Annotated in this window: 20 protein-coding genes and 1 riboswitch; of the genes, 8 read left to right on the top strand and 12 right to left on the bottom strand. The window is 75.2% G+C overall.

Features of this window, described 5'->3' with window-relative positions; translation table 11 throughout:
- Positions 1-40 precede the first annotated feature (40 nt).
- On the bottom strand, positions 41-721 hold the full coding sequence (locus ATL51_RS04640; RefSeq protein WP_100877771.1) for a DUF4232 domain-containing protein: 681 nt from the start codon (positions 719-721) through the stop codon (positions 41-43).
- 150 nt (positions 722-871) lie between these two features.
- On the opposite strand from ATL51_RS04640, the gene ATL51_RS04645 reads away from it, so the two are divergent.
- On the top strand, positions 872-1,957 hold the full coding sequence (locus ATL51_RS04645) for a DUF368 domain-containing protein (RefSeq protein WP_100877772.1): 1,086 nt from the start codon (positions 872-874) through the stop codon (positions 1,955-1,957).
- A gap of 37 nt (positions 1,958-1,994) precedes the next feature.
- Here the strand turns inward: ATL51_RS04645 and ATL51_RS04650 are convergent, their stop codons facing one another.
- Positions 1,995-3,518 (bottom strand): CoA transferase, encoded by a 1,524-nt coding sequence (locus ATL51_RS04650; protein WP_100877773.1) that lies wholly within the window; start codon positions 3,516-3,518, stop codon positions 1,995-1,997.
- Positions 3,515-5,263: an acyclic terpene utilization AtuA family protein gene (locus ATL51_RS04655; RefSeq protein ID WP_100877774.1), complete on the bottom strand. Its 1,749-nt coding sequence runs from the start codon at positions 5,261-5,263 to the stop codon at positions 3,515-3,517. The genes ATL51_RS04650 and ATL51_RS04655 overlap by 4 nt, the downstream gene beginning before the upstream one ends.
- An 81-nt stretch (positions 5,264-5,344) precedes the next feature.
- On the opposite strand from ATL51_RS04655, the gene ATL51_RS04660 reads away from it, so the two are divergent.
- Complete coding sequence (locus tag ATL51_RS04660) at positions 5,345-6,250, top strand: LysR family transcriptional regulator (RefSeq protein WP_100877775.1); 906 nt, start codon at positions 5,345-5,347, stop codon at positions 6,248-6,250.
- A gap of 37 nt (positions 6,251-6,287) precedes the next feature.
- Here the strand turns inward: ATL51_RS04660 and ATL51_RS04665 are convergent, their stop codons facing one another.
- Positions 6,288-7,652 carry an MFS transporter gene (locus ATL51_RS04665; RefSeq protein ID WP_100877776.1) on the bottom strand — a complete coding sequence of 455 codons (1,365 nt, stop codon included), beginning with the start codon at positions 7,650-7,652 and terminating at the stop codon, positions 6,288-6,290.
- 149 nt (positions 7,653-7,801) lie between these two features.
- Positions 7,802-8,458 (bottom strand): TetR family transcriptional regulator, encoded by a 657-nt coding sequence (locus ATL51_RS04670; RefSeq protein WP_073574895.1) that lies wholly within the window; start codon positions 8,456-8,458, stop codon positions 7,802-7,804.
- 142 nt (positions 8,459-8,600) lie between these two features.
- Here ATL51_RS04670 and ATL51_RS04675 point away from each other — a divergent pair, with 142 nt between their 5' ends.
- On the top strand, positions 8,601-9,533 hold the full coding sequence (locus tag ATL51_RS04675; protein WP_322789655.1) for a shikimate dehydrogenase: 933 nt from the start codon (positions 8,601-8,603) through the stop codon (positions 9,531-9,533).
- A 4-nt stretch (positions 9,534-9,537) separates the two neighbouring features.
- Positions 9,538-11,430, top strand: a complete 1,893-nt coding sequence (locus ATL51_RS04680; protein ID WP_455342403.1) for a bifunctional sugar phosphate isomerase/epimerase/4-hydroxyphenylpyruvate dioxygenase family protein — start codon at positions 9,538-9,540, stop codon at positions 11,428-11,430.
- A gap of 85 nt (positions 11,431-11,515) precedes the next feature.
- Here ATL51_RS04680 and ATL51_RS04685 read toward each other — a convergent pair whose 3' ends face one another.
- Positions 11,516-12,901, bottom strand: coding sequence for a chloride channel protein (locus tag ATL51_RS04685; protein ID WP_100877777.1), 1,386 nt, complete (start codon positions 12,899-12,901; stop codon positions 11,516-11,518).
- Positions 12,902-12,954: 53 nt separating this feature from the next.
- Positions 12,955-15,846: an aminomethyl-transferring glycine dehydrogenase gene (gene gcvP / locus ATL51_RS04690; RefSeq protein ID WP_100877778.1), complete on the bottom strand. Its 2,892-nt coding sequence runs from the start codon at positions 15,844-15,846 to the stop codon at positions 12,955-12,957.
- 168 nt (positions 15,847-16,014) lie between these two features.
- Positions 16,015-16,109, bottom strand: a riboswitch (glycine riboswitch).
- A 73-nt stretch (positions 16,110-16,182) separates the two neighbouring features.
- On the opposite strand from gcvP, the gene ATL51_RS04695 reads away from it, so the two are divergent.
- Complete coding sequence (locus tag ATL51_RS04695) at positions 16,183-16,482, top strand: YiaA/YiaB family inner membrane protein (protein ID WP_062394965.1); 300 nt, start codon at positions 16,183-16,185, stop codon at positions 16,480-16,482.
- A 16-nt stretch (positions 16,483-16,498) separates the two neighbouring features.
- Here ATL51_RS04695 and ATL51_RS04700 read toward each other — a convergent pair whose 3' ends face one another.
- From ATL51_RS04700 to ATL51_RS04720, 5 genes are all read right to left on the bottom strand, one after another.
- Positions 16,499-17,119 (bottom strand): MerR family transcriptional regulator, encoded by a 621-nt coding sequence (locus ATL51_RS04700; protein WP_073574898.1) that lies wholly within the window; start codon positions 17,117-17,119, stop codon positions 16,499-16,501.
- 230 nt (positions 17,120-17,349) lie between these two features.
- Positions 17,350-17,826 carry a bifunctional nuclease family protein gene (locus tag ATL51_RS04705; RefSeq protein ID WP_010224693.1) on the bottom strand — a complete coding sequence of 159 codons (477 nt, stop codon included), beginning with the start codon at positions 17,824-17,826 and terminating at the stop codon, positions 17,350-17,352.
- A 382-nt stretch (positions 17,827-18,208) separates the two neighbouring features.
- The gene (gene garA / locus ATL51_RS04710) at positions 18,209-18,661 is read right to left on the bottom strand and encodes a glycogen accumulation regulator GarA (protein WP_073574899.1); all 453 of its coding nucleotides are present in this window, start codon (positions 18,659-18,661) and stop codon (positions 18,209-18,211) included.
- A gap of 183 nt (positions 18,662-18,844) precedes the next feature.
- Positions 18,845-19,237, bottom strand: coding sequence for a glycine cleavage system protein GcvH (gcvH, locus tag ATL51_RS04715; RefSeq protein ID WP_073574900.1), 393 nt, complete (start codon positions 19,235-19,237; stop codon positions 18,845-18,847).
- A 10-nt stretch (positions 19,238-19,247) separates the two neighbouring features.
- Entirely contained in the window at positions 19,248-19,886 is a 639-nt protein-coding gene (locus ATL51_RS04720; protein WP_062403017.1) for a CDP-alcohol phosphatidyltransferase family protein, read from the bottom strand.
- A gap of 189 nt (positions 19,887-20,075) precedes the next feature.
- Between ATL51_RS04720 and ATL51_RS04725 the strand changes: the two genes are divergently transcribed.
- The 3 genes from ATL51_RS04725 (at position 20,076) to ATL51_RS04735 (ending at position 22,763) form a co-directional block, all read left to right on the top strand.
- On the top strand, positions 20,076-20,603 hold the full coding sequence (locus ATL51_RS04725; RefSeq protein ID WP_073574901.1) for an OsmC family protein: 528 nt from the start codon (positions 20,076-20,078) through the stop codon (positions 20,601-20,603).
- Positions 20,604-20,898: 295 nt separating this feature from the next.
- Positions 20,899-21,816: an MEDS domain-containing protein gene (locus tag ATL51_RS04730; protein WP_073574902.1), complete on the top strand. Its 918-nt coding sequence runs from the start codon at positions 20,899-20,901 to the stop codon at positions 21,814-21,816.
- Positions 21,813-22,763 (top strand): ATP-binding protein, encoded by a 951-nt coding sequence (locus tag ATL51_RS04735; protein WP_100877779.1) that lies wholly within the window; start codon positions 21,813-21,815, stop codon positions 22,761-22,763. The genes ATL51_RS04730 and ATL51_RS04735 overlap by 4 nt, the downstream gene beginning before the upstream one ends.
- Positions 22,764-22,966 lie beyond the last annotated feature (203 nt).

Consider the following 22,966-nt stretch of genomic DNA (forward strand, 5'->3'; position numbering starts at 1 on the left):
CGCCGGGCCCGGTCCGCGGCGGACCGGGCCCGGGTGCGGGTCAGCGCGCGGTGAACGCCTGGATCACCAGCTGGTCCCCGGGCGGGGTGGCGGCACAGCCGGTGCCCTCCATCGGGACGAACAGCGAGTCGGTCTCGCCGGGCGGGTACACGCGCAGGCCGCGCACGGCCGTCGGGCGGCAGGCCGCCTCGTCGAAGTTGCGCACGTTCACCACCCGCAGTGTCGCACCGGTGGTCCCGCCGGGGGCGAGGCGCACCGGGTCGCCGTGCCCGCCCTGCATCGCGGCGGCCGGGCCGATCTGGTGCCCGTCGTCGCCGCCGACGTAGGACACACCGGGGAAGCCCCGCACGTAGCAGGTGCGGCCGCCCTGGTTGCGCAGCGTCAGCGTCACGTACGACGAGCCCGCGGCGCCGCCGCCCGGGTCGGCCGCGACCGAGCCGGCGAGCTCGGAGGTGTGGCAGCGCTCGTCGCCGCCCGCCTCGGCGCCACCGGTGCCGGTGTGGGTACCACCGTTCCCGGCTCCCCCGGCCGATCCGGCACCCCCGGCGTCGGACACCGGGGCGCTCGTCGTCGGCGCGGTGGGACCCGGGGTGGCGGAGGCGCCACCGGACCCGGCGGCCGCCGGCCAGTCACCACCGCCCCCGCAACCGGCCAGCACGGCGCCGCAGGCGGCGATGGTCACGGCCCAGCGGGCGGTGCGGTGCAGGACGTACCCGTCCATGTCAGTCCCCCGATCGTCATGGTCTGTACGTCTCTTCGGACGTATCGGCACGCAACCGGTTGCCCCGATCCTTCGTGATGCGAACGAGAATTCACCCGTCCGTCCCCGATCGTCGCCCGGTCGGTACCGTCCTGCCCTGTGTTGTCGCGTATGTCCGGTATTCACCTGGCCCGTGGGGCCGCGATCGGCGTGGTCGAGACCGTCCCGGGGGTCAGCGGCGGGACCATGGCCCTGGTCGTCGGGATCTACGAGCGCCTGATCGCCCAGGGGGCCCACCTCGTCGCCGCGGCCCGGGGTCTGCTTCCGGGCGCGGCGGGCGGTGACGTGGCGCCCCGCGAGGAGCTGCGACGGCTGGACTGGGGCCTGCTGCTCCCCGTCGCACTGGGCATGGTGCTGGCGGTCGTGGCGGCGTCGCAGGTGCTCCCGGGGCTGATCGAGGACCACCCCGTCGGCGCCCGGGCGGTGTTCCTGGGGATGGTCGCCGCGTCGGTGGCGGTACCGCTGCGGATCACCGGACGGCTGCGCGGGCTGCGGGAGTGGGCGCTGGTCGTCGTCGCGTTCACGGTGACGTTCGCGGTCAGCGCGCTCCCCCCGGCCGCCGGCGAGGGCCGCCCACCGATGCCGCTGGTCGGACTGGCCGCGGCGATCGCGGTGTGCGCGCTGGTGCTGCCGGGCTTCTCCGGGTCGTTCCTGCTGCTGGTGTTCGGGCTCTACGAGCCGACCCTGCGCGCGGTGCGCGACCTCGACCTGGCCTACATCGCCGTGTTCGGGCTCGGCGCCGTGCTGGGGCTCGCGAGCTTCGTGTCGGTGCTGACCTGGCTGCTGGAGCACCACCGCCGCACCCTGATGGTGATCATGATCGGGGTGCTGCTGGGGGCGCTGCGGGCGCTGTGGCCCTGGCAGGACGACGCCCGCGGTGTGCTGGCGCCCGACCCGGGCTGGTGGTGGATGCTGCTGCCGGCCGCGGCCGGCGCGGCGGCCGTCCTGGCGATCATGGCCGTCGAGCGGCGGATGGACGGGTCGGTGGACCCGGCCGCCCCGGACGACACCTCCGGCCGCGCCCCCGAGCAGGCCCCCGACCAGGCCGCGACCCAGGTCATGGACCGCGTCCCGGGCCCCGTCGCGGACCCGGGCGCGCACCGCACCGTGGACCGGACCGCGGACCCGACCGTGGACCACGCCGACGTGACCCGCCCGATCCCCCGGGTGGAGCCGCCGCCGCGCCGCGACCGCTGATCGGCGGGCCCGGGATCCCGGTGGCCGGGCGCCCGGCTCAGCGCTCCAGCCACTCCGGGCGTCCGGAGCCGCGGGGGACGAGAACCGTGCGGTACTCCCCCGGCGTCGCGCTCATCGTGACCTGGTCGGTCACCCCCTGGTAGTGCCCCAGCGGTGTCTGCGCGGTGAACGTCTCCGGGGCGGGGTAGGCGTGGCGCTCGCCGGTGCCCGCGACCTCGCGGGCGTAGCCGAGGTCGAGGACCCCGAGCTCCAGCATCCAGAGCGCGGCCCGGGCCAGCGACACCTCCACCGCCCAGGAGCCGCCCTCCACCGCGCGGCGGCGCAGTGCCGCCGCGACCCCGGCGGCGGTCAGCCAGGACACGATGTAGTCGTTGACGACCAGGATCGGTGAGAGCCGGGGCGCCACCGTCGGGTCGGTGGCCGAGCCGCCCTCCAGGGTCATCATCCCGACCAGGGTGCCCGCGGACTGGTCGAACCCGACGCGGTGCGCCCACGGCCCGACCGGCCCGTGCAGGGTGTTCGAGGCGTGCACGATGCCGGGCCGCACCGCGGCGGCCTCCTCGGCGGACAGCCCGAGCCGGGCCAGGTAGCCGGGGCGACGGTTGGCGTAGAACACGTCGGCGTCGGCGAGCAGCCCGCGCAGCAGCGCGGCGCCGTCGGCGGCGTGCGGGTCCACCGTGGCGGACCGCACGCCGACGTTCGCGGTGACGTAGGTGCTGTCGTGCTCGAACTCCGTGGGGCGCCAGATGTTGAGCACATCCGCGCCGTGCAGGGCCAGCGCCCGGCCGGTCCCGGCGCCGGCGATGACGTGACCCATCCCGAGCGCGCGCAGCCCGTCCAGCGGCAGGTCGGCGCGGCGGCGCCGCGGGAACGGCTCGGGCGGGGCGTCGCCGATGCGGCGCAGGGTGATCGGCGGGGTGCCGGCCAGCGCCGCGTGCTGCTCGGTCGCGAGCCACTCGGCGGGGGTGCGGGCCATCGGCATGACGATGCCGGCGTCGCTCGCGGCCGCCTCCAGCTCGGCGGCGTCCCACCGGGCGACCGCGTCGGCGACGCCGCTCTCGGGCACCCCGAGGAAGGTCTCCGCCCGGGCCCGCAGTGCCGGATAGGGGTTGAGCGGCATCACCCAGCGGTCGTCGCGGGTACGGTGGAAGGAGAACCCGAGCGCCTGCGAGGTGATCGCCGGGCTGGCGGCGGGATGGCCGTTCACCAGCTCCCAGCGGCGGTCGTAGAACGGGCAGAGCCGGTGCGGGGCGCGGCGCACGTCGACGGTGACGTCCTGGCCGTCGCCGCCGCGGTCGCGGTGCACCGCGGCCATCCCGACCGACTTCGCGGCGAGCGCGACGGCCGCACCGCCGCCGAGGCGCAGCGCGCTGGGCACGACCGGGTCGGCGCCGACGAAGCCGACCCGCCCGCCGGCGTCGGCGCCGCTCATCCCGACGCAGCCCAGCAGCCCGTCGAGGGCCGCGCCGGGGTCGAAGGCGTCGTCGGTTGCGGGGGACGCGACGTTCGCGAGGATGCGCTCGGCGGTGGCGTCGCCGGTCGTGGCGGCGGGGGTGGTCATGCGGTGGGTCCTTCCACGTGCCGGGCCCGCAGGTACTCGCCCACGGACTTGCCGATCTGGTCCACGCGCAGGTTGGCCGAGCCGCCCGAGCCGAGCAGCCCGACGAGCACCAGGTGCACCGCGCGCAGGTGCGGGAACTCGTGGCGGACGATGCGGCCCCCCGCCTCGGGGAGCAGCGCGGCCGCCCGCCCGGTGGTCAGGGTGGCACGCAGCCACTCCCAGTGCGCGGGGTCGCGGCACCAGACGCCCACGTTGGCGTTGCCGCCCTTGTCCCCCGCCCGGGCCCACGTGTACTCGCCCAGCTCGGCGCGCGGGCCGGTCGGTGCGGGCAGGTCCGGCTCCGGGTGCACCGGCTGCGCGGTCTCCTCCGGAGTGGCGGTCCGGGTGGCGCGCGGGACCTCGACCCGGCTGCCGTCGTCGAGGACGGCGTGGTGGTCGAGCAGCGCGGACTCCAGCAGCGCGGGCCAGTACTCGATCCGCGGCCACGGCTGCGACGCCCGTGGCGCGTGCCCGTCGTGGTGGAAGCCGGGGAAGCCCTGCAGGTACAGCGACCCGACGGCCGGTGCGAACCGGAGCAGCGGTTCCTTCTCGCGGGCGGTCGCGATCACCCGGATCGGAACGGTCGCCGCCCACTGGGTCGGCGGGTCGACCGCGGCGACGCCGAGCGGGGTGACCTCGAGGGAGTCGACGTGCCCCTCCAGCGCGGCACGCAGCTGGGTGCGCAGCAGCTCCACCTTGCCCTCGACGTCCGGGGCGGTGCAGAACAGCATCGTGGAGATCTCGTAGCCGATCGGGGCGAACACCGCGACCTTCGCCGTGGGCGGCGGCGGGGACCCGGTGACGGGGCCGATCGCGACCCGGTCCGGGCCCTCCTGGCTCAGCCGCACGGTGTCGAGGTGCACGGTGACGTCGGGGTTCAGGTAGCGGGGGCCCTGGATCTCGTAGAGCAGCTGCGCGGTGACGGTGTCCACGGTGACGGTGCCGCCGTCGCGGGCGTGCTTGGTGATCACCGAGGAGCCGTCGGCGGCGACCTCGGCGATCGGGAAGCCGGGGCGCAGCATGCCGGGCACCGACCGGAACCCGGAGAAGTTGCCGCCGGTGGCGTGCGCGCCGCACTCGATGACGTGCCCGGCGGTGACCGCGCCGGCCAGCGCGTCGAACTCGTCTGGGCCCCAGCCGTGCCACCAGGCGGCCGGGCCGGCGGTGAGCGAGGCGTCGGTGGCCCGCCCGGTCACGACGACGTCGGCGCCGGCGGCCAGCGCCGCGGCGATCCCGAAGCCGCCGAGGTAGGCGTTCGCGGTGATCGGGGTGAACCCCCAGTCCTTGAGCGGGGCGCCGGTGTCGAGGTGCTCGAGCCCGTGGCCGTCGGTGTGGAAGTCGGCGAGCCGGTCGAACACCCCGTCCCCGGCGACGTGCGCGACCCGCAGCGACAACCCGGCCGCCGCGATCCGGCCGCGCAGCTCCCGCGCCATCCCGGCCGGGTCGAACCCGCCCGCGTTGGTGACGACCCGGATCCCGCGCCGGGCGATCTCGGGCAGGTGCGGGGTGAGCTGGTCCAGGGCGTAGGCGACGTAGCCGGGGCCGCCGCGCCCGGCCGCGGCGGCGAGCGCGGCGAGGGTGATCTCGGCGAGGTAGTCGCCCATCAGGACGTCGACCGGGTCACCGGCCATCGCCTCGTCGACGGCGGTGTACCGGTCGCCGAGGTAGCCGGAGACGTTCGCGATGCGCACGGGACGGGAGGCCATGCAGGTCACGGTAAGGCGCCGGTCAGCGCCGCCACCAGGACCGATACGTGCAGGCGGACGTGACCTCTAGGGTCATGCTGCGTGGAGCTGTTCCATCTGCGGTACTTCCTCGCCGTCGCCGACGAGCTGAACCTGACCCGGGCGGCGGCCCGGCTGCACCTCGCCGCGTCGCCGTTGTCGCGGCGGGTCCGCGACCTGGAGCGGGAGCTCGGCGCGCCGCTGTTCACCCGGTCCGCGCGCGGGATGGCGCTCACCGCGGCCGGACGGGCGCTGCTGCCGCGGGCCCGCGACATCGTGGCCCGGGTGGAGGCGCTGCCCGGGGCGCTGGCCGCCGCGGACGGGCACCCGGTCGTCGTGGTGGGGATGGCGCCGGACGTGACCGCGGCGGTCCGCGACGGGTTCCTGGAGCGGCTGCGGGCCGCCCGTCCGGAGCTGGCGGTGCGGATCCGGCCAGGGACCAGCGCGGAGCTGGCCCGCGCGGTGGCGCGCCGCGAGCTGGACCTGGCGTTCCTGCACGGTGGGAGCGACGACCCCGGGCTGACCGTGCGGCGGGTGGACACCCGGCCGGCGGCCGTCGTCGTGGGGCACGGGCGCGGCTTCGACGACCGGACCGAGGTCCGCCTCGAGGAGCTGGCGGAGCTGCCGTACGTGTCCATCCGCTACGACGCCGCGCCGGCGGTCTACCGGGCCACCGGGGAGCTGCTCGCCCGGCACGGCGTGCACCGGCGGATCGAGCTCGACACCCACAATCCGGGCGACCTCACCCACGTCGTCGCCGCCGGGGAGGCGTTCACGCTGGTCGGGCTGGGGTCCGGCGCCACGCACAAGGCGTTCGTCGGGGAGCCGGTGCACGTGCTGCCGGTGACCGGGGCGCAGGTGCGGCTGGGCACCGACGCGGTGTGGCGCGGCGACCGGGCCGCCGACCCCGGCGACGTCGTCGGGGTGCTGGCGGCCGCGGCCGGGACGCCGACGGGCCCCGTGGCGTGATGCCACGGGGCCCGGCTGCGGGACGGGTGCGGTCGGGTCAGACGCGGGCCGGGGCCCGGTCACGGGCCTCGAAACCGGCCTCGATCTCGTCGAGGGACAGGTGCGCGGTCTCCCGGGCCGACCAGGCCGACGCCGCCGCCACCAGGCAGATCACACCGCCGAACACGGCGACCGGCAGCCAGCCGCTGACGCTGTTCGCGGCCAGCGCGGCGGCGATGGTGGGGGCGAACCCGCCGAACGCGAAGCCGATCTGGGTGCCGACGGCCATACCGGTCAGGCGGACCCTGGCCGGGAACATCTCGCCGTAGAACGAGGGCCACACGCCGTTGGCGGCGCTGTAGACGATCCCCGACAGCAGGATGCCGATGCCGAAGACCAGCAGGTACTCACCGGTGGACACGGCCCACAGGTAGGCGGCGAGCAGCACCCCGCTGCCCAGCGCCCCGGCGATGAACACCGGGCGCCGCCCGATCCGGTCGGCCAGGACGGCGAACAGCGGGATGGCGGCGAGGGCGACGACGTTCGCGCTCACGACGACCCACAGCATGGTCGAGCGCTCCAGGCCGACGGTGTTGACCGCGAACGACAGCGCGAACACCGTCATCAGGGTGCTGACCGAGGCCACCGTCGCGGCGAGGGTGACACGCAGCAGGTTCGGCCAGTGGCCGCGGAACAGCGCGTCGATCGGGAGCTCGTCCTTCGCCTTCGGCGCGCCGTCGGTGTCGGCGACCTCGGTGGTGAACACCGGGGTCTCGTGCAGCGTCCGCCGGATCAGCACACCGGCGACCATCACCAGCACGCTCGCCCAGAACGGCACCCGCCAGCCCCAGGACAGCAGCGCGTCCTCGGGCAGCAGCGCGATCGGCAGGAACACCGCGGTCGCGATGATCTGCCCGCCCTGGGTCCCGGACAGGGTGAAGCTGGTGAAGAACGCGCGGCGGCCCTGCGGGGAGTGCTCCAGCGTCATCGAGTTCGCGCCGGCCTGCTCACCGCCCGCGGACAGGCCCTGCAGCAGCCGGCAGGTCACCAGCAGCGCCGGGGCGAGCACCCCGACCTGGTCGTAGGTGGGCAGGAACCCGATCGCCAGCGTCGCGACCCCCATCATCATCAGCGTCGCGACCAGCACCTTCTTGCGCCCCAGCCGGTCACCGATGTGACCGAAGAGCACCGCACCGAGCGGGCGGGCGACGTAGCCGAAGCCGAAGGTGGCCAGCGACAGCAGCGTGCCGGCGACCGGGCTGGAGTCGGGGAAGAACACCTTGTTGAACACCAGCGCCGCGGCGGTGCCGTAGATGAAGAAGTCGTAGTACTCCAGGGCGCTGCCGATCCACGCGGCCAGGGCGGCCCGTGTCGGCTGCGCCTGCGGCGCGCTCGGCGCGGCGGCGGACGGTTGCTGGCTCACGGTGGCTCCCGGCGTGTGCGACGTTGCAGGCACTGGTGTGGACGACGGCTCCCGGGCGGCGGGCCGCTCGCTTATGTACCGTCTGGTTACGTACCGAATAGTGAGTTGCGCCGCGACGCGTGTCAAGAGCCGGATGGACGCCGGTCCCGTCAGTCCTGTCCGACGCGGGCGGTCAGGTACTCCACCACCAGGTCACCGACCATGCGGCGGTAGTGCGCCCGGCGGGCCGGGTCCAGCAGGTCGCGGCCGAAGATGGCCGAGACGGTGTGCCGGTTGGCCACCCGGAACACGCAGAACGAGCTGATCAGCACGTGGACGTCGAAGGCGTCGACGTCGTCGCGGAACATGCCGGTCTCCCGGCCGCGGGCGAGGATCGGCTCCAGCACTCCGACCGCGGGCCCGGCCAGCCCCTCGCGCAACGGGGAGGACCGCAGGTGCTCGGCGTGGTGGATGTTCTCGATCGCGACCAGCCGGATGAAGTCCGGGTGCGCCTCGTGGTGGTCGAAGGTGAGCTCGGCGACCGCACGCACCGCCCGCGCCGGGTTGAGGTCCGACACCGACAGCTGCTGCTCCAGTGCCCGGATCCCGGCGTAGGCCCGTTCGAGAACGGCCAGGTAGAGACCCTGTTTCGAGCCGAAGTAGTAGTAGAGCATCCGCTTGGTGGTCCGGGTGCGCGCGGCTATCTCGTCGACCCGCGCCCCGGCCAGTCCCCGGTCGGCGAACTCCGCAGTCGCCTCGTCCAGGATCTCGGTGCGGGTGCGCTCGGCGTCGCGCTGCCGGACGCCGTCCTCCGGTGCCGCTGCCACTGCGGTCCCCCTCCGCCGGTCCACGCCGCCGGGATCCCGGCGGCGTCCCCGGACTCTACGGATCGCCGGCCGTCTCCCCTGGCCGATCCGTCCGCCGTCCGGTACAACTAACCGTACGGTACATAGATCCGAGGAGGGATCCGTGCGGAGCAGCAGCGAGACCCGGCGCGACACCGACGCCACCGGAACCGGCACACGGGTGCGGACGGGGTTGATCGGCGCCGGCATCGGTCCGTCGCTGTCGCCTGCCCTGCACGAGCGCGAGGGCGCCGCGCACGGCCTGGACCTGACCTACCGGCGCTTCGACCTCGACGTCCTCGGGGTCGCACCGGACGGCGTCGGCGACCTGCTCCGCCGGGCCCGCGCCCAGGGTCACGCGGGCCTCAACATCACCCATCCCTGCAAGCAGCGCGTGATCGGCCACCTCGACGCCCTCGCCCCGGAGGCCGCCGCCGTCGGCGCGGTCAACACCGTCGTCATCGGCACGGACGGGTCGATGACCGGGCACAACACCGACTGGACCGGGTTCCGCGACGGCTGGCGGGCCGGGCTGCCCGGCGCCGCGACGGGCCGGGTCGTGCTGCTGGGTGCCGGGGGCGCCGGCGCCGCGGCCGCCTACGCCATGGCCCGCGAGGGAGTCGGCGTCCTGCAGGTGGTCGACGTCGACGGGGACCGGGCCGCCGCGCTCGCCGCGTCGGTGACCCCGCACCTGGCCCCCGGCGCGCAGGCCACCGGGCACCCGTTGCCGGAGCTGGCCGCGCTGCTCCCCGGCGCCGACGGCCTCGTGCACGCCACACCGGTGGGGATGGCCGAGCACCCCGGCCTGCCGTTCGATCCCGCGCTGCTCGCGACCCGCCCGTGGGTCGCCGAGATCGTCTACCGGCCGCTGGACACCGCGCTGCTGGGTGCCGCGCGCGCCGCGGGCTGCCGCACCGTCGACGGCAGCGCGATGGCCGTGCACCAGGCCGCGGAGGCGTTCCGGCTGTTCACCGGCGTCGCACCGGACCCGGCGCGGATGCTCGCCCACCTCGCCGAGCTGATCACCGCCGAGCAGGAGGCCGCACGTGTCGCCTGAGACCGTGCCCACCGGAACCGTGCCCACCGGAACCGTGCCCACCGCAACCCCGCCCACCGGGACCGCGCGCCTGTCCCTGGCCACGGTCTGCCTGTCCGGCACGCTGGAGGACAAGCTCGCCGCCGCCGCGACCGCCGGGTTCGACGGCGTCGAGATCTTCGCGCCGGACCTGCTCGCCGACCCCGGGTCCCCGGCGGCGATCGGCGCCCGCTGCCGCGACCTGGGCCTGTCGGTGGACCTCTACCAGCCGCTGCGCGACATCGACTCGACCGACCCCGACCGGTTCGCGGCGAACCTGCGCCGCGCGGACGCGACCTTCGAGGTCATGGCGGGGCTCGGCGCCGACACCGTGCTGGTGTGCTCCTCGGTGTCCCCCGACGCCGTCGACCCCGCCGCCGACGCCGACCTGCTCGCCGCCCAGCTGCACACCCTCGCCGCCCGCGCCCACGAGCGCGGGCTGCGCATCGCCTACGAGGCGCTCGCCTGGGGCAGGCACGTCGACACCTGGGACGCCTCCTGGGACGCCGTGCGCGCCGCCGACCACCCCGCGCTCGGCCTCTGCCTGGACTCCTTCCACGTCCTGGCCCGCGGCTCGGACCCGGCCCCGATCGCCGAGGTGCCCGGCGGGAAGCTGTTCTTCCTGCAGCTCGCCGACGCCCGTGAGCTGTCGATGGACGTGCTGTCCTGGAGCCGTCACCACCGGTTGTTCCCCGGCCAGGGCGGGTTCGACCTGCCGGCGTTCCTCGCGCCGGTGCTGGCGGCCGGGTACGCCGGGCCGCTGTCGCTGGAGGTGTTCAACGACGTCTTCCGCCAGTCCGACCCGGTCCGCACCGCCGTCGACGCCCGCCGCTCATTGATCGCCCTCGCCGAGGCCACCGCGCTGGCCGGTGCCGGGACCGACCCGGTCGCCACCGCGGCGCCGTCCCTCGACGGGACCGCGTTCGTCGAGCTGACCGCGGGCCCGGAGCTGGGCCGGGTACTGCGTGCACTGGGGTTCAGCCGCACCGGGGTGCACCGCACCAAGCAGGTGGAGCGCTTCGAGCAGGGCGGTGCCCGGCTGCTCGTCAACGCGGCGGGCACCGGGTCCGGTGCGGTCGCGGCGATCGCCGTCGAGTCCCCCGACCCGGACGCCTCCGCCCGCCGGGCCGCCCGGCTCTGTGCCTCCCCGGTGCCCCGCGCGACCGGGCCGGGGGAGGCCGAGTTCGCCGAGATCCCCGCACCGGACGGCACCGCGCTCTTCCTGTGCCGCACCTCCGGCGACACGGGCCCGGACGGCCCGGCCTGGCCGCACGACTTCGTGGGCGTCGACGAAGCGCCCGCCCCCGGGACCGGGATCACCGGGATCGACCACGTCGGCCTGACCCAGCCCTACGACGCGTTCGACGAGGCGGTGCTGTTCCACCGGGCCGTCCTCGGCCTCGACCCGGTCGGCGACGGGGAGTACGCGGCCCCGTTCGGGCTGGTCCGCAGCCGGGCGCTCGCCGACCCCCGGCGCCGGGTCCGGCTCGCGCTGACCGTGTCGGTGCTGCGTCGCGGGGACTGGAGCCCGGCCGTCGCCGACCCGCAGTACGTGGCCCTGGCCTGCGACGACGTGCTCGCCACCGCGGCCGCGGCACGGGCCGCCGGGGTGCCGCTGCTCGCGGTGCCCGCCAACTACCACGACGACCTGGCCGCCCGGCTCGACCTGCCCGCGGACACCGTGGCCGCCTACCGGGAGCTCGGGGTCCTGCACGACCGCGACGCGCACGGCGACTACCTGCAGGTCTGCACCGAGCTGCTCGGCGGACGGCTGTTCCTCGCCCTGGTGCAGCGCACCGGCACGCACGACGGGCACGGCTGGCCGGACGCCCCGGTCCGGATGGCGGCCCACCGCCGGTCCCGGCTCACCCGTGGCTGAGCGGTCCCGCCGGCGTCGCGGCCGTCGTCGGGGAGGTCCCGGCCCCGCACACGCCGTCCCGCTGCCGGGGACCTGATCGCCGGTCTCAGGTCGACTGCTCCGGCGACGGCTGCGCGGCCAGGCGCGCCGAGTAGATCGAGTACCCGTCGAGCCAGCGGGCCACCGCGGTCGCCACCAGCGTCGCGGCGACCAGCGGGACGGCGATCCCGAACCCGGTGCCGGTCAGCTCCAGCACCAGCACCAGGCCGGCCAGCGGCGCCTGCATCCCGGCCCCGATCATCGCGGCCGCCCCGACCAGGGCGAACGTGCCGACCGGGGTGCCCGGCCACAGCGCCGACCAGGCCACGCCGAGCGCGGCCCCGAGCAGCGCGCCGGTGCACAGCGTCGGGGTGAACAGCCCGCCGGACGCGCCGCTGCCCAGGCACATCGCCGTCACCAGCGGCTTCAGCACGGCCAGCGCCGCGAACAGCAGCAGCGCCCCGCCACCGAGGAAGGCCTGCTCGGCCAGGTCCGCGCCGTTGCCGTAGAGCTGCGGGAACGCCAGCCCGGCCACACCGAGCAGCCCGAACGCGACGACCGGGGCGGCGATCCGCCACCACGTCCGCCGGGGCCCGTGGTGCGACACGAACCCGATCAGCCGGACCCAGCCGGTCGCGAGCACCCCGATCAGCACACCCGCGGGCACCGCCCACACCAGCAGCGACGGCGTCGTCGCCGGGACCGGGAGGCCGGGGTAGACCGGCCCGGCGGGCAGGTACAGCCAGGCGACGACGGTGGCGGTCGCGGTGCAGGCCAGCGCGGGCAGCACCACCGGCAGCCGCACGGTGCCGACGAGCACCTCGGCGGTGAACAGCGCCCCGCCCAGCGGCACGTCGTAGACGCAGGCCAGCCCGGCGCCCGCGCCGCAGGCGACCAGTAGCCGTCGCTGCTCGAGCGACAGCCCGCCCCAGCCGGCCAGGACCGCGCCCCACACCCCGCCCATCAGCTTGGGCGCGGCCTCCCGGCCGAGCGAGGCGCCCAGCCCGACGACGACCTCCGACAGCGCCGCGGTGCCGGTGCTGCGGCGCACCCCGAGCCGCGCGTCGCCGGTCCAGATCGCGTCGTCGACGTCGGTGCGGCCGGGCACGAACCGGCGCAGCAGGTACCCGCCGACCCCGGCGACGAGCCCCGCCACCAGCAGCGGCCACACCCGTCCCCACGCGTCGGCCCGCTCGACCGCCGCCTGGAACCCCTCCGCCGCCCCGGAACCCCAGGCCCACTCCGACACCGCGTGCAGCAGCGCCATCAGCACGATGCCGGACAGCCCGGCGGCGACCCCGGTCACGACGAGCAGCAGCCAGAACCGGACGGTCAGCGGCGACGCGCCGTCGCCGGTGACGTTGGGCTGGTCGGTGGCGGCCCGCTTCGACCCGACGCGCGTCCGCAGGACGGGGGCGGGGACCCGGAGGCGCTCACTCGGTCGGCGTGACACCCCGCCATGATCCCCGCCCTGTCCGGACATTCACCCGGCGGGCCGGTGCCCGATCAGGCGAAGGCGTCCGGCGGCGGGCAGGAGCAGACCAGGTTCCGGTCGCCGTGGGCGCCGTCGATCCGGCGCACCGGCGGCCACACCTTCCGGTCGTGCACCCCCGGGGTGACCCCGGTCGGGTAGGCCGCCAGCTCCCGCGGGTACGGGTGGTCCCACTTGTCGTCGGCCAGGCAGGCCGCGGTGTGCGGGGCGTTCCGCAGCGGGTTGTCCTCGGCGGGCCACTCCCCCGCGGCGACCCGGTCGATCTCACCGCGGATCGACACCATCGCGGCGACGAACCGCTCGATCTCGGCGAGGTCCTCGGACTCGGTGGGCTCGACCATCAGCGTCCCGGCCACCGGGAAGGACATGGTCGGGGCGTGGATGCCGTGGTCGATGAGCCGCTTGGCGACGTCGTCGACGGTCACGCCGGTCTCCTTGGTCAGCGTGCGCAGGTCGAGGATGCACTCGTGGGCGACCGTGCCGTCGGCGCCCGCGTAGAGCACCGGGAAGTGCTCCCGCAGCCGGGTGGCGACGTAGTTCGCGGCCGCCACCGCGGTCAGCGTGGCGCGGCGCATCCCGTCCAGGCCCATCATCCGCAGGTACGCCCAGGAGATCGGCAGGACGCCGGGCGAGCCGTGGCGGGCGGCCGACACCGGGCCGACGCCGCCGTCGGAGCGGGGCGTGCGCCCGGGCAGGAACGGCGCCAGGTGCTCGGCCACCGCGACCGGGCCGACGCCGGGCCCGCCGCCGCCGTGCGGGATGCAGAAGGTCTTGTGCAGGTTGAGGTGGCTGACGTCGCCGCCGAAGGCCCCCGGGCGGGCGACCCCGACCAGCGCGTTGAGGTTGGCGCCGTCGACGTAGACCTGGCCGCCGGCGTCGTGCACGGCGGCGCACACGTCGCGGACACCGGCCTCGTAGACGCCGTGCGTCGACGGGTAGGTGATCATCAGCGCGGCGAGCCGGTCGCCGTGCTCGGCGATCTTCGCGTGCAGGTCGTCGAGGTCGACGTCGCCGCCCGGTGCGGTCCCGACGACGACCACCCGCAGCCCGGCCATGATCGCCGAGGCGGCGTTGGTGCCGTGCGCGGAGGCCGGGATCAGGCAGACGTCGCGGTCGGTCGCCCCGCGGCTGCGGTGGTACGCGGCGATGGCGAGCAGCCCGGCGAGCTCGCCCTGGCTGCCCGCGTTGGGCTGCAGCGACACCGCGGCGTAGCCGGTGAGGTCGGCCAGCCAGGTCTCCAGCTGGTCGATCATCTCCCGGGTCCCGGCGGTGTCGGACTCCGGCGCGAGCGGGTGCAGGTCGGCGAACTGCGGCCAGGTCACCGCCTCCATCTCGGCGGCGGCGTTGAGCTTCATGGTGCACGAGCCCAGGGGGATCATCGTGCGGTCCAGTGCGAGGTCGGCGTCGGCGAGACGGCGCAGCCAGCGCATCAGCGCGGTCTCGGACCGGTACTCGTGGAACGTCGGGTGCGTGAGGTACTCGCTCGCGCGGCGCAGGCCCGCGGGCAGCGCGTCGGCGGTGTCCCCGTCGAGCGCGGCCACGTCCACCCCGGTGACGCCGAACGCCGCCCACACCGCGTGCAGGTGCGCCACGGTGGTGATCTCCGAGGTGGCGACGCCGACCTCGTCGTCCGAGGCCCGGCGCAGCGCGATCCCGGCGTCGTGCGCGGCGGCGACGACGGCGTCGGCGCGGCCGGGGACGCGGGCGAGCACGGAGTCGAAGAACGCGTCGTGGACGATCTCCACCCCGCCCGAGCGCAGACCTGCGGCGAGCACCGCGGCCATCCGGTGGGTGCGGGTGGCGATGTCGCGCAGCCCGTCCGGGCCGTGGTGCACCCCGTAGCAGGCGGCCATGACCGCGAGCAGGACCTGCGCGGTGCAGATGTTGGAGGTGGCCTTCTCCCGGCGGATGTGCTGCTCGCGGGTCTGCAGCGCCAGCCGCAGGGCGTAGTGGCCGTCGGCGTCGCGGGAGACCCCGACCAGGCGTCCCGGCAGCTGACGGGCGTGGCGCTGCCCGACCGAGAGGTAGCCCGCGTGCGGGCCGCCGAAGCCGAGCGGCACCCCGAAGCGCTGGGTGGACCCGACCGCGGCGTCCGCGCCGAACTCCCCGGGCGGGGTGAGCAGGGTCAGGGCCAGCAGGTCCGCCGCGACGGCGACGAGTGCCCCGCGCCCGTGCGCGGCCTCGACCAGCGCCGACGGGTCGGCGACCCGGCCCGAGGCGCCCGGGTAGGACAGCAGCACCCCGAAGAACTCGCCCTCCGGCAGCACGCCGTCGCCGAGGTCGGCGACGACCAGCTCGATGCCGAGCGGCTCGGCGCGGGTGCGCAACACGTCCACGGTCTGTGCCACGGTGTCGGCGTCGACGACGAACCGCGGGCTGGTCGAGCGGTTGGCCCGGCGCAGCAGCGTCATCGCCTCGGCGGCGGCGGTGGCCTCGTCGAGCAGCGAGGCGCCGGCGACCGGCAGCCCGGTCAGGTCGGACACCATCGTCTGGAAGGTCAGCAGGGCCTCGAGCCTGCCCTGGCTGATCTCGGGCTGGTACGGCGTGTACGCGGTGTACCAGGCCGGGTTCTCCAGCACGTTCCGGCGGATCACCGACGGGGTGCGGGTGCCGTGGTAGCCGTAGCCGATCATCGGGACGGTGACGGTGTTGCGCCCGGCCAGCTCGCGCAGCTCGGCCAGCATCTCGGCCTCGCCGACCGGCGCGGGCAGCGAGGCACCGACCGGTGCGTCGTCGCGGATGGTGTCGGGCAGCGCGCGGGCGGCGAGCGCGTCGAGGGAGTCGACGCCCAGCACCTCCAGCATCCGGGCCAGGTCATCGGGGCGGGGCCCGATGTGGCGCTCGGCGAACGGGAGCCCCCGCTCCAGCTCGGCGAGGGTGGGACGGTGCTCGGACGTCGGGCTCACGGCGCCTCCGGAGGTCGTCGGGCGGATCGGGGCAGGGCGACTGGCCCCTCCCCCTCTGTCCGTACCCGCAGACCGGGCGCCTGAGAGATTCACCGGAGGCTTCCGGCTTTCCCCGTCGGCGGACGGGCGCCCCGCGTGCGTGTGCGGCCCGTCGCTTTCCAGAGGCGCCTCGACCGCGCGGTCCGTGTGCCTGAGAGATTCCGGGAAGGGGTTGCTCCTTCGGCGCCCGGGCTCGTTCCCCGGGGCTCTCCCGCGCGGCGTCGACGACTACCGGGCCAGCCTACCTGCGTAGTTCTGCGGCGTCGCCGCCTGCGCCGGCTCGTCACACTTCCTGCCATGTCGAACACCAGCGCTCCGAACACCACTCCGGCCACCACCGCCGCGTTCCACACGCAGGCGATGCTGTCCTTCGGCGTGTCGCTCGCGGCCGTCGTCGTCGGAACCGTCTACCTGCCCGTCGACGGGTGGGTGAAGGCGTTCCTCGCCATCGCCGTGCTGTACGCGATCACCTCGGCGTTCACCCTGGCGAAGTGCGTCCGGGACCGCCAGGACAGCCTGACCGTGGTCAACCGGGTCGACCAGGCGCGGATGGAGAAGCTGCTCGCCGAGCACGACCCGTTCCGCGCCGTCGCGTAGGCCTGCCGGAGCGGCGTCAGGAGATCGCGCGGCGCGCGCGGCGGCGGGCCAGCTCGTCCTCGGGTGCCTCGTCGACGGTGCCGCCGTCGGCCCGCTCGGCCGGGAAGTCCTTGATGACGCCGGAGATCTCGCGCATCGCCCCGGACACCGCGATCCCGAACACGCCCTGACCGCCCTGCAGCAGGTCGACGACCTCCTCCGGGGAGGTGCACTCGTAGACGGTGGTGCCGTCGGAGAACAGGGTGATGCCGGCCAGGTCGCGGATCCCGCGCCGGCGCAGGTGCTCGACGGCGATCCGGATGTTCTGCAGCGAGACACCGGCGTCGAGCAGCCGCTTCACGATCTTGAGGACGAGGACGTCCTTGAAGGAGTACAGCCGCTGGCTGCCCGACCCGGCGGCGCCGCGGATCGACGGCACGACCAGCCCGGTGCGGGCCCAGTAGTCCAGCTGCCGGTAGGTGATGCCGACGACCTGGCACGCGGTGGGCCCGCGGAAGCCGACCAGGCGGTCGGTCACCCCGTCGAGCCCCTCACCGACGAGCGGGTCCGGGAACAGCTCTCCCTGACCCGGCCCCTCGGGTGGTGGCGTCTGCACCGCGCGTTCTCCCTCGGTCGGGACCGTGACCTCTCCTACCATGTGACTCTGGGTAGTGGATGAGTTCCACGGATGTCATCAGTCGTGATGACGGTAGGCCCAGTGGCCGAGGCGGTCAACGCGGCTCGCCGACCTGGGCGTACCGGACACCCGCCCGGGTTGCCGGGTACGGAGGGCGTACAGCCGCCGAACGGTCGGTGACGTCGGTGAACGGTCGGACCGTGGTCCATCCGGTTCCACCGCCGGGTCACGGCGGTGGTCACCCGGACGGATCAGCCCGGCTGGGCCCCGCGGAAGTCCTCCGGCGACACGGAGTCGAGGAACTCGCGGAACTTCTCGACCTCGTCCTCCTGCTCGTCGGGGATGACCAGACCCGCCTCGGCGAGGACGCTCTCGTCGGCGTGCACCGGGACACCGGTCCGCAGCGCCAGCGCGATCGAGTCGCTCGGCCGCGCGGACACCGTGACGCCGCCGTCGAAGATCAGCTCAGCGTAGAAGGTGCCCTCCTGCAGGTCGGTCACCCGCACCTGCTCGAGCCGCCGCCCGAGTGCCCCGATCACGTCCTTGAGCAGGTCGTGGGTCAGCGGCCGCGCGGGCTTGACCCCCTGCTGCTCCAGGGCGATCGCCGTCGCCTCCACCGATCCGATCCAGATCGGGAGGTATCGGTCGCCGTTCGTCTCCCGCAGCAGCAGGATCGGCTGGTTCGCCGGAAGTTCGACCCGGACGCCCACGACGCGCATCTCGCTCATCAGCCCGCCTCCCCGGCCCTGTCGGGCCTGTCGGGCCACCCGGGTGGACACGCCACCCCGGCCGCCCTGATCGCCTTGCTCGCCCTGACCCGTGCGGCGGACCCGACGGGCTCCGTGTCGTTGCCACCGCACTGCCACCGACACCTGATGACGCTACACGGCGGTCCGCCCCGACGCGCGCCTCCGGACGGGGAGTGACGGGGTCCGTTCGACGATCGTCACACGCCCGTCGCGCACGGCGTGTCGGCTCGACACCCGCCGGTCCCCGTCCACGCAGAAGGCCCGTCGCACCAGGGGGTACGGGAGCACCCCTGGTGCGACGGGCCGGTCGTCCGCGGGGGTCCGTGAACGGCGCCGACGGCGCCGCCGCACGGACCCGGGATCAGCCCTGGGCGCCCGTCTCACGGGGCCCGGTCAGGAAGACCAGGCGGAACTTGCCGATCTGCACCTCGTCGCCGTTGGCGAGCACCGCCGTGTCGACCGGCTCGCGGTTGACGTAGGTGCCGTTGAGGCTGCCGACGTCGACCACGACGAACTCACCGGCGTCGCGGCGGAACTCCGCGTGCCGCCGGGAGACGGTGACGTCGTCGAGGAAGATGTCGCTGTCGGGGTGCCGGCCGGCGCTGGTGGTCGGCACGTCCAGCAGGAAGCGCGAGCCGGCGTTCGGACCGCGCCGGACGACGAGCAGCGCCGACCCGGCGGGCAGCCCGTCGACACCCGAGACGGCGGGCTCGGCGGCCGGCTGCTCGACGTCGGCGAGGAAGTCCGCCCGGAAGACCGACGTGGTCTCCGGTGCGCGCTCCGGTGGCACGTCGCGCGGGTCGTTCGTGGTCACCTCGGGGACTCCTCCTCGCGGATGCGGTACCCGGACGGTGTCCGGGCGGTCAGGGCGGTGCGGGGCCGGTGTCCCGGTCCCTTCCGGACGGCACGTCCAGGGGATGTGAACCTACCGGTCGGAGCGGCCGGGGCGATACGGAGGGCGGCGCGCCGTGCCGCGTGGTGCGGCGGGCGGACCGGCTCAGGCGCCGTCGGCCAGCTGGCGGTAGGCCTCGGCGTCGAGCAGGCCGTCGAGCGAGGCCCCCTCGGCCAGGCGGATCTCGACGATCCACCCGTCGCCGTAGGGCGCGGAGTTCACCAGCTCCGGGCCCGCGTCCAGCCCGTCGTTCACGGCGACGACCTCGCCGCCGACCGGGGCGTAGATGTCCGACACGGACTTGGTCGACTCGACCTCGCCCATGGCGTCGCCCGCGGCGAGGGTGTCACCGACGGCCGGCAGCTGCACGAAGACGACGTCACCGAGCTGCGACTGGGCGTGGTCGGTGATGCCGACCCGGACCACCCCGTCCCCGCTGCGGCGCACCCACTCGTGGGCCTCGGTGTAGGACAGGTCCGACGGAATCTCCGAGCTCACACCGGGGAGCCTATCCCCCGGCGCCGCCGTGATCGAACCGGGTCGACGGGGCCGGGACGCCCGGAGCCGGGCGCCGCAGCGCCAGCCGGAACTGGGCCAGGTACAGCAGCCCCGACCACAGGTAGAGGGCCACGCCCCAGATGGCGAAGGCGTTCGCGACGACGCCGACCACGGCCTCGGCGGGTGAGGGGCCGTCACCGAGCAGGAGCAGCGGGAAGGCGTAGAGCAGGACGAAGGTGGCGGCCTTGCCGAGGTAGACGACCTCGAAGGGGCCGTAGCCGCGGTGGCGCAGCACGAACACGCAGACGGCGAGGACGACGTCGCGGGCCACCAGGGCGACCACCGCCCACCACGGGACGATGTCGCGCGCGGCCAGCCCGACCAGCGCGGCCAGGATGTACAGGCGGTCCACGGCCGGGTCGAGCATGGCGCCGAACCGGCTGAACTGGTCGAGGACGCGGGCGAGCTTGCCGTCGAGCCAGTCGGTGAACCCGCCGATCGCCAGCACCGCGACTGCCCAGCCGTCGGCCTCCGGGCCGAGCATCAGCCACAGGAACAGCGGCACCCCGGCCAGGCGCAGCATGCTGAGCGCGTTCGGGACGGTCCAGAGCCGGTCGTCGTCGGTGGGCGGGCCGACGGTGTCGTGCACCGAGTCCCGGACGGTGTCGCGCACCGTGTCCCGGACGGTGTCGCGGGCCTCGCGGACCGAGTCGGCGGCCTCGCGGGCGCTGCGGCGCACCGCTGCCGCCCGTCCGGTGTCGCTCTCCCCGCCCACATCGGGCACCCTAGTCGTCGGGTCGGGGTGTGCGGGCCGCCCCGTCGGGGTGAGGATGGGGACATGACCGATACCAACATCTCCCTGCGCGACATCCAGGCCCCGCTCAAGCAGCAGTACCGCGACGACCCGGAGTCGGCGGTCATCACCCTGAAGGCGGACGGGGAGCTCGGCTCCGGTGTGGCGTGCAAGGTCTCGACCGGCCAGGCGATGGCCGAGGCGGGCCTGCACCCGGCCACCGGCGGCGACGGCACCCAGCTGTGCTCGGGCGACATGCTGCTGGAGGCGCTGGTGGCCTGTGCCGGGGTGACCCTGCGCGCGGTGGCCACCGCGCTGGAGCTCGAGGTGCTCGGCGCCGTGCGCGCCGAGGGCGACCTCGACTTCCGCGGCACCCTCGGCGTCGCGAAGGACGCCCCGGTCGGTTTCCGGGAGATCCGCCTGTCCTTCGACGTCGACGTCCGCGACGGCGGCGCGCCCGCCGCCGAGGACAAGGTCGCGACCCTGGTGAAGCTGACCGAGCGGTACTGCGTCGTCCTGCAGACCGTCCAGGGCAGCGCGACCACCTCGGTCGCGGTCAACCCGGCCGCCTGACCCGCCCGTGGCGCGCCGGACGGTGACCACCCGGACACCGGGTGCCACCGCCGTCCGGCGTGCACCGGGCAGCGCCGAACGGCCGTACGTCTTGGTCGGCCCGGGTCCGCCGACCCCGGCCGCCCGCCGGTGGCGATCCGCTCGTCGCGTGTCACCGTCGGTTCGGCGCCCCACACACTCCGAGGTCTCCGGTCCCCGCCGAGGGCCTCCGTACGGTTGATCCGTCCAGGAGTTCGTGACGGGGTGTGCCCGGCGCCGCGACGTGCGGCGGCGGGGCGCACGCGGCAGGTGAGACGTGATCAAACTGGCGGACGCGCTGACGTCCGGCGATCACGTGTGCGCGGTCCCGGACAGTACGGAGCACCTCGGCGAGCTCGCCGCCGCCTACGTCGCGCACGGTCTCGACCGGGGCGAGCGCATCCTCTACTTCGACGACGACGGCGCCGCCGACGTCCTGCTCCGCCGCCTCGTCGAGGACGGCGTCGAGGTCGACGACCCGCTGCGCCACGGCCAGCTGGAGATCCTGCCCGCCGAACGGACCCGGCGCACCTTCCGCACCCCGCTGTCCGAGGTGCACGCCGGGATGTCCGGCGAGGTCGCCCGCTCCCGCGAGCTCGGCTGGAACGGCACCCGGATGACCGGCCAGATGCACTCGGTGCTCGAGGCGGGCGCCGCGGGCACCCTGCCCGAGTACGACGGCCTGCTGGCCCGGCTGATCCGCGAGAGCGCGGGCGGGCTGACCGCGCTGTGCACCTACGACACCGAGCACTTCCCGGCCGAGCAGATCGACATCATGCGGGCGCTGCACCGCGACCACGTCCCCTGCTCCACCGCCTACGACGACGGCCTGCTCCGGATCGTGCGCCTCGGTACCGGCCACGCCCGGCTGGCCGGCGAGGTCGACCACAGCAACCGCTCGAAGATCACCTCGCTGCTGCACTCGGCCCTGGACGCCGCGCTGCGCTCCGCGGACGCCTCCACCGACATCGGCCTGGACCTGGCCTCGGTGCGGTTCGTCGACGTCGCCACCGCGGTCGCGCTGGTGCACGCCGCCGAGAGCTTCCCGGCCACCCACCGCCTGGTGCTGCACCGGGTTCGGCCGCGGGTGCTGCGCGTGCTCGAACGCTGCGGCGCGGCCTTCTCCCCCCAGCTCGTGTTCGACGACCACCCTCCGGCCCCCGAGGTCGTGTACCCGGGAGGACAGCTCCGGTGAAGGTCAACGCCGCACCCCGCCCGCCCGGCTTCCGGCACGCCCTCGTGCACGCCGACGACCCGGTGGAGCTGCTCGCCGCCGTCGCGCCGGCCGCCCGGGCCGCGGCGCGGGACACCGGCGCCCGGGTCGCAGTGGACCTGCCCGCACCGCTGGAGCAGGCGCTGCACGACGAGCTCGGCGACGAGGTCGAGCTCGGCAGGCTGACCTCGCTGACCAGCTCGGCCCGGGAGTCCGGACAGACCGTCGCCGCCTGGCGGGCCCGGGAGCTGCGGGCGCTGACCTCCTCGGGCCGCCCGGTGTTCGTGGTGAGCGCGCACGACCCGGACCTCGACGGCGTCGACGGCGGGTTCTGGGTCGAGCTGGAGGCCGCGCTCAACATCTCCCTCGCGGGGCTACCGGTCCTGCAGGTGTGCGCCTACCCCCGGCTGCCGCTGCACGGCGCGGTCGGCGAGTCGGCGGTGGTGAACCACCCGCTGCGGCTGCGCGTCTCCGGGCTCACCGAGAACCCGCGGCACCGCCCGCCCGCCGAGGTGCTCGCGGCCCTGCCGATCGCGCCGCCGCACCTGCTCGGACCGCCGGACGTCACGTTGTCCTACAACACCTTCGAGCTGTCCCGGGTGCGCGACGCCGTCGAGGAGGCCGCCCGGGTGTGCCGGTTCGACACCGCACGCGGCGAGGACATGGTGCAGGCGGTCAACGAGGTCGCCACCAACGCGGTCGAGCACGGCTCCCCGGAGGCGGGGCTGTCGGTGTGGGCGCGCGACGGGGAGCTGGTCTGCGAGGTGCAGGACAGCGGGGCGATCGCGCTGCCGCTGATCGGGCTGGCGCCGCCGCACCCGTCGCAGGCACGGGGGCGCGGGACCTGGATCGCCCGGCAGCTCTGCGACAGCCTGCACGTCTGGCGGGCCCCGGACGGGACCCACGTCCGGCTGCTCTCCCGGGCCTGACGCAGATCCCACCATCCGGCCGTACCCGGATCTCACACCGTGGGCACTGCTGGGCTATCCTCGTCCCACGACACCACACGGAGACGCCGCCCGCCGTCCGTGTCGGTGCGGTTCCGTCGTGCCTGCTCCGCGATCCGAGGCCCTCCCGCCCGGCGCGCCCCGGCTCCGTACGGAGCCGATCGCGGGCCGCACGTCACGACCGA

The organism is Pseudonocardia alni (genome assembly GCF_002813375.1).
GTDB lineage: Bacteria > Actinomycetota > Actinomycetes > Mycobacteriales > Pseudonocardiaceae > Pseudonocardia > Pseudonocardia alni.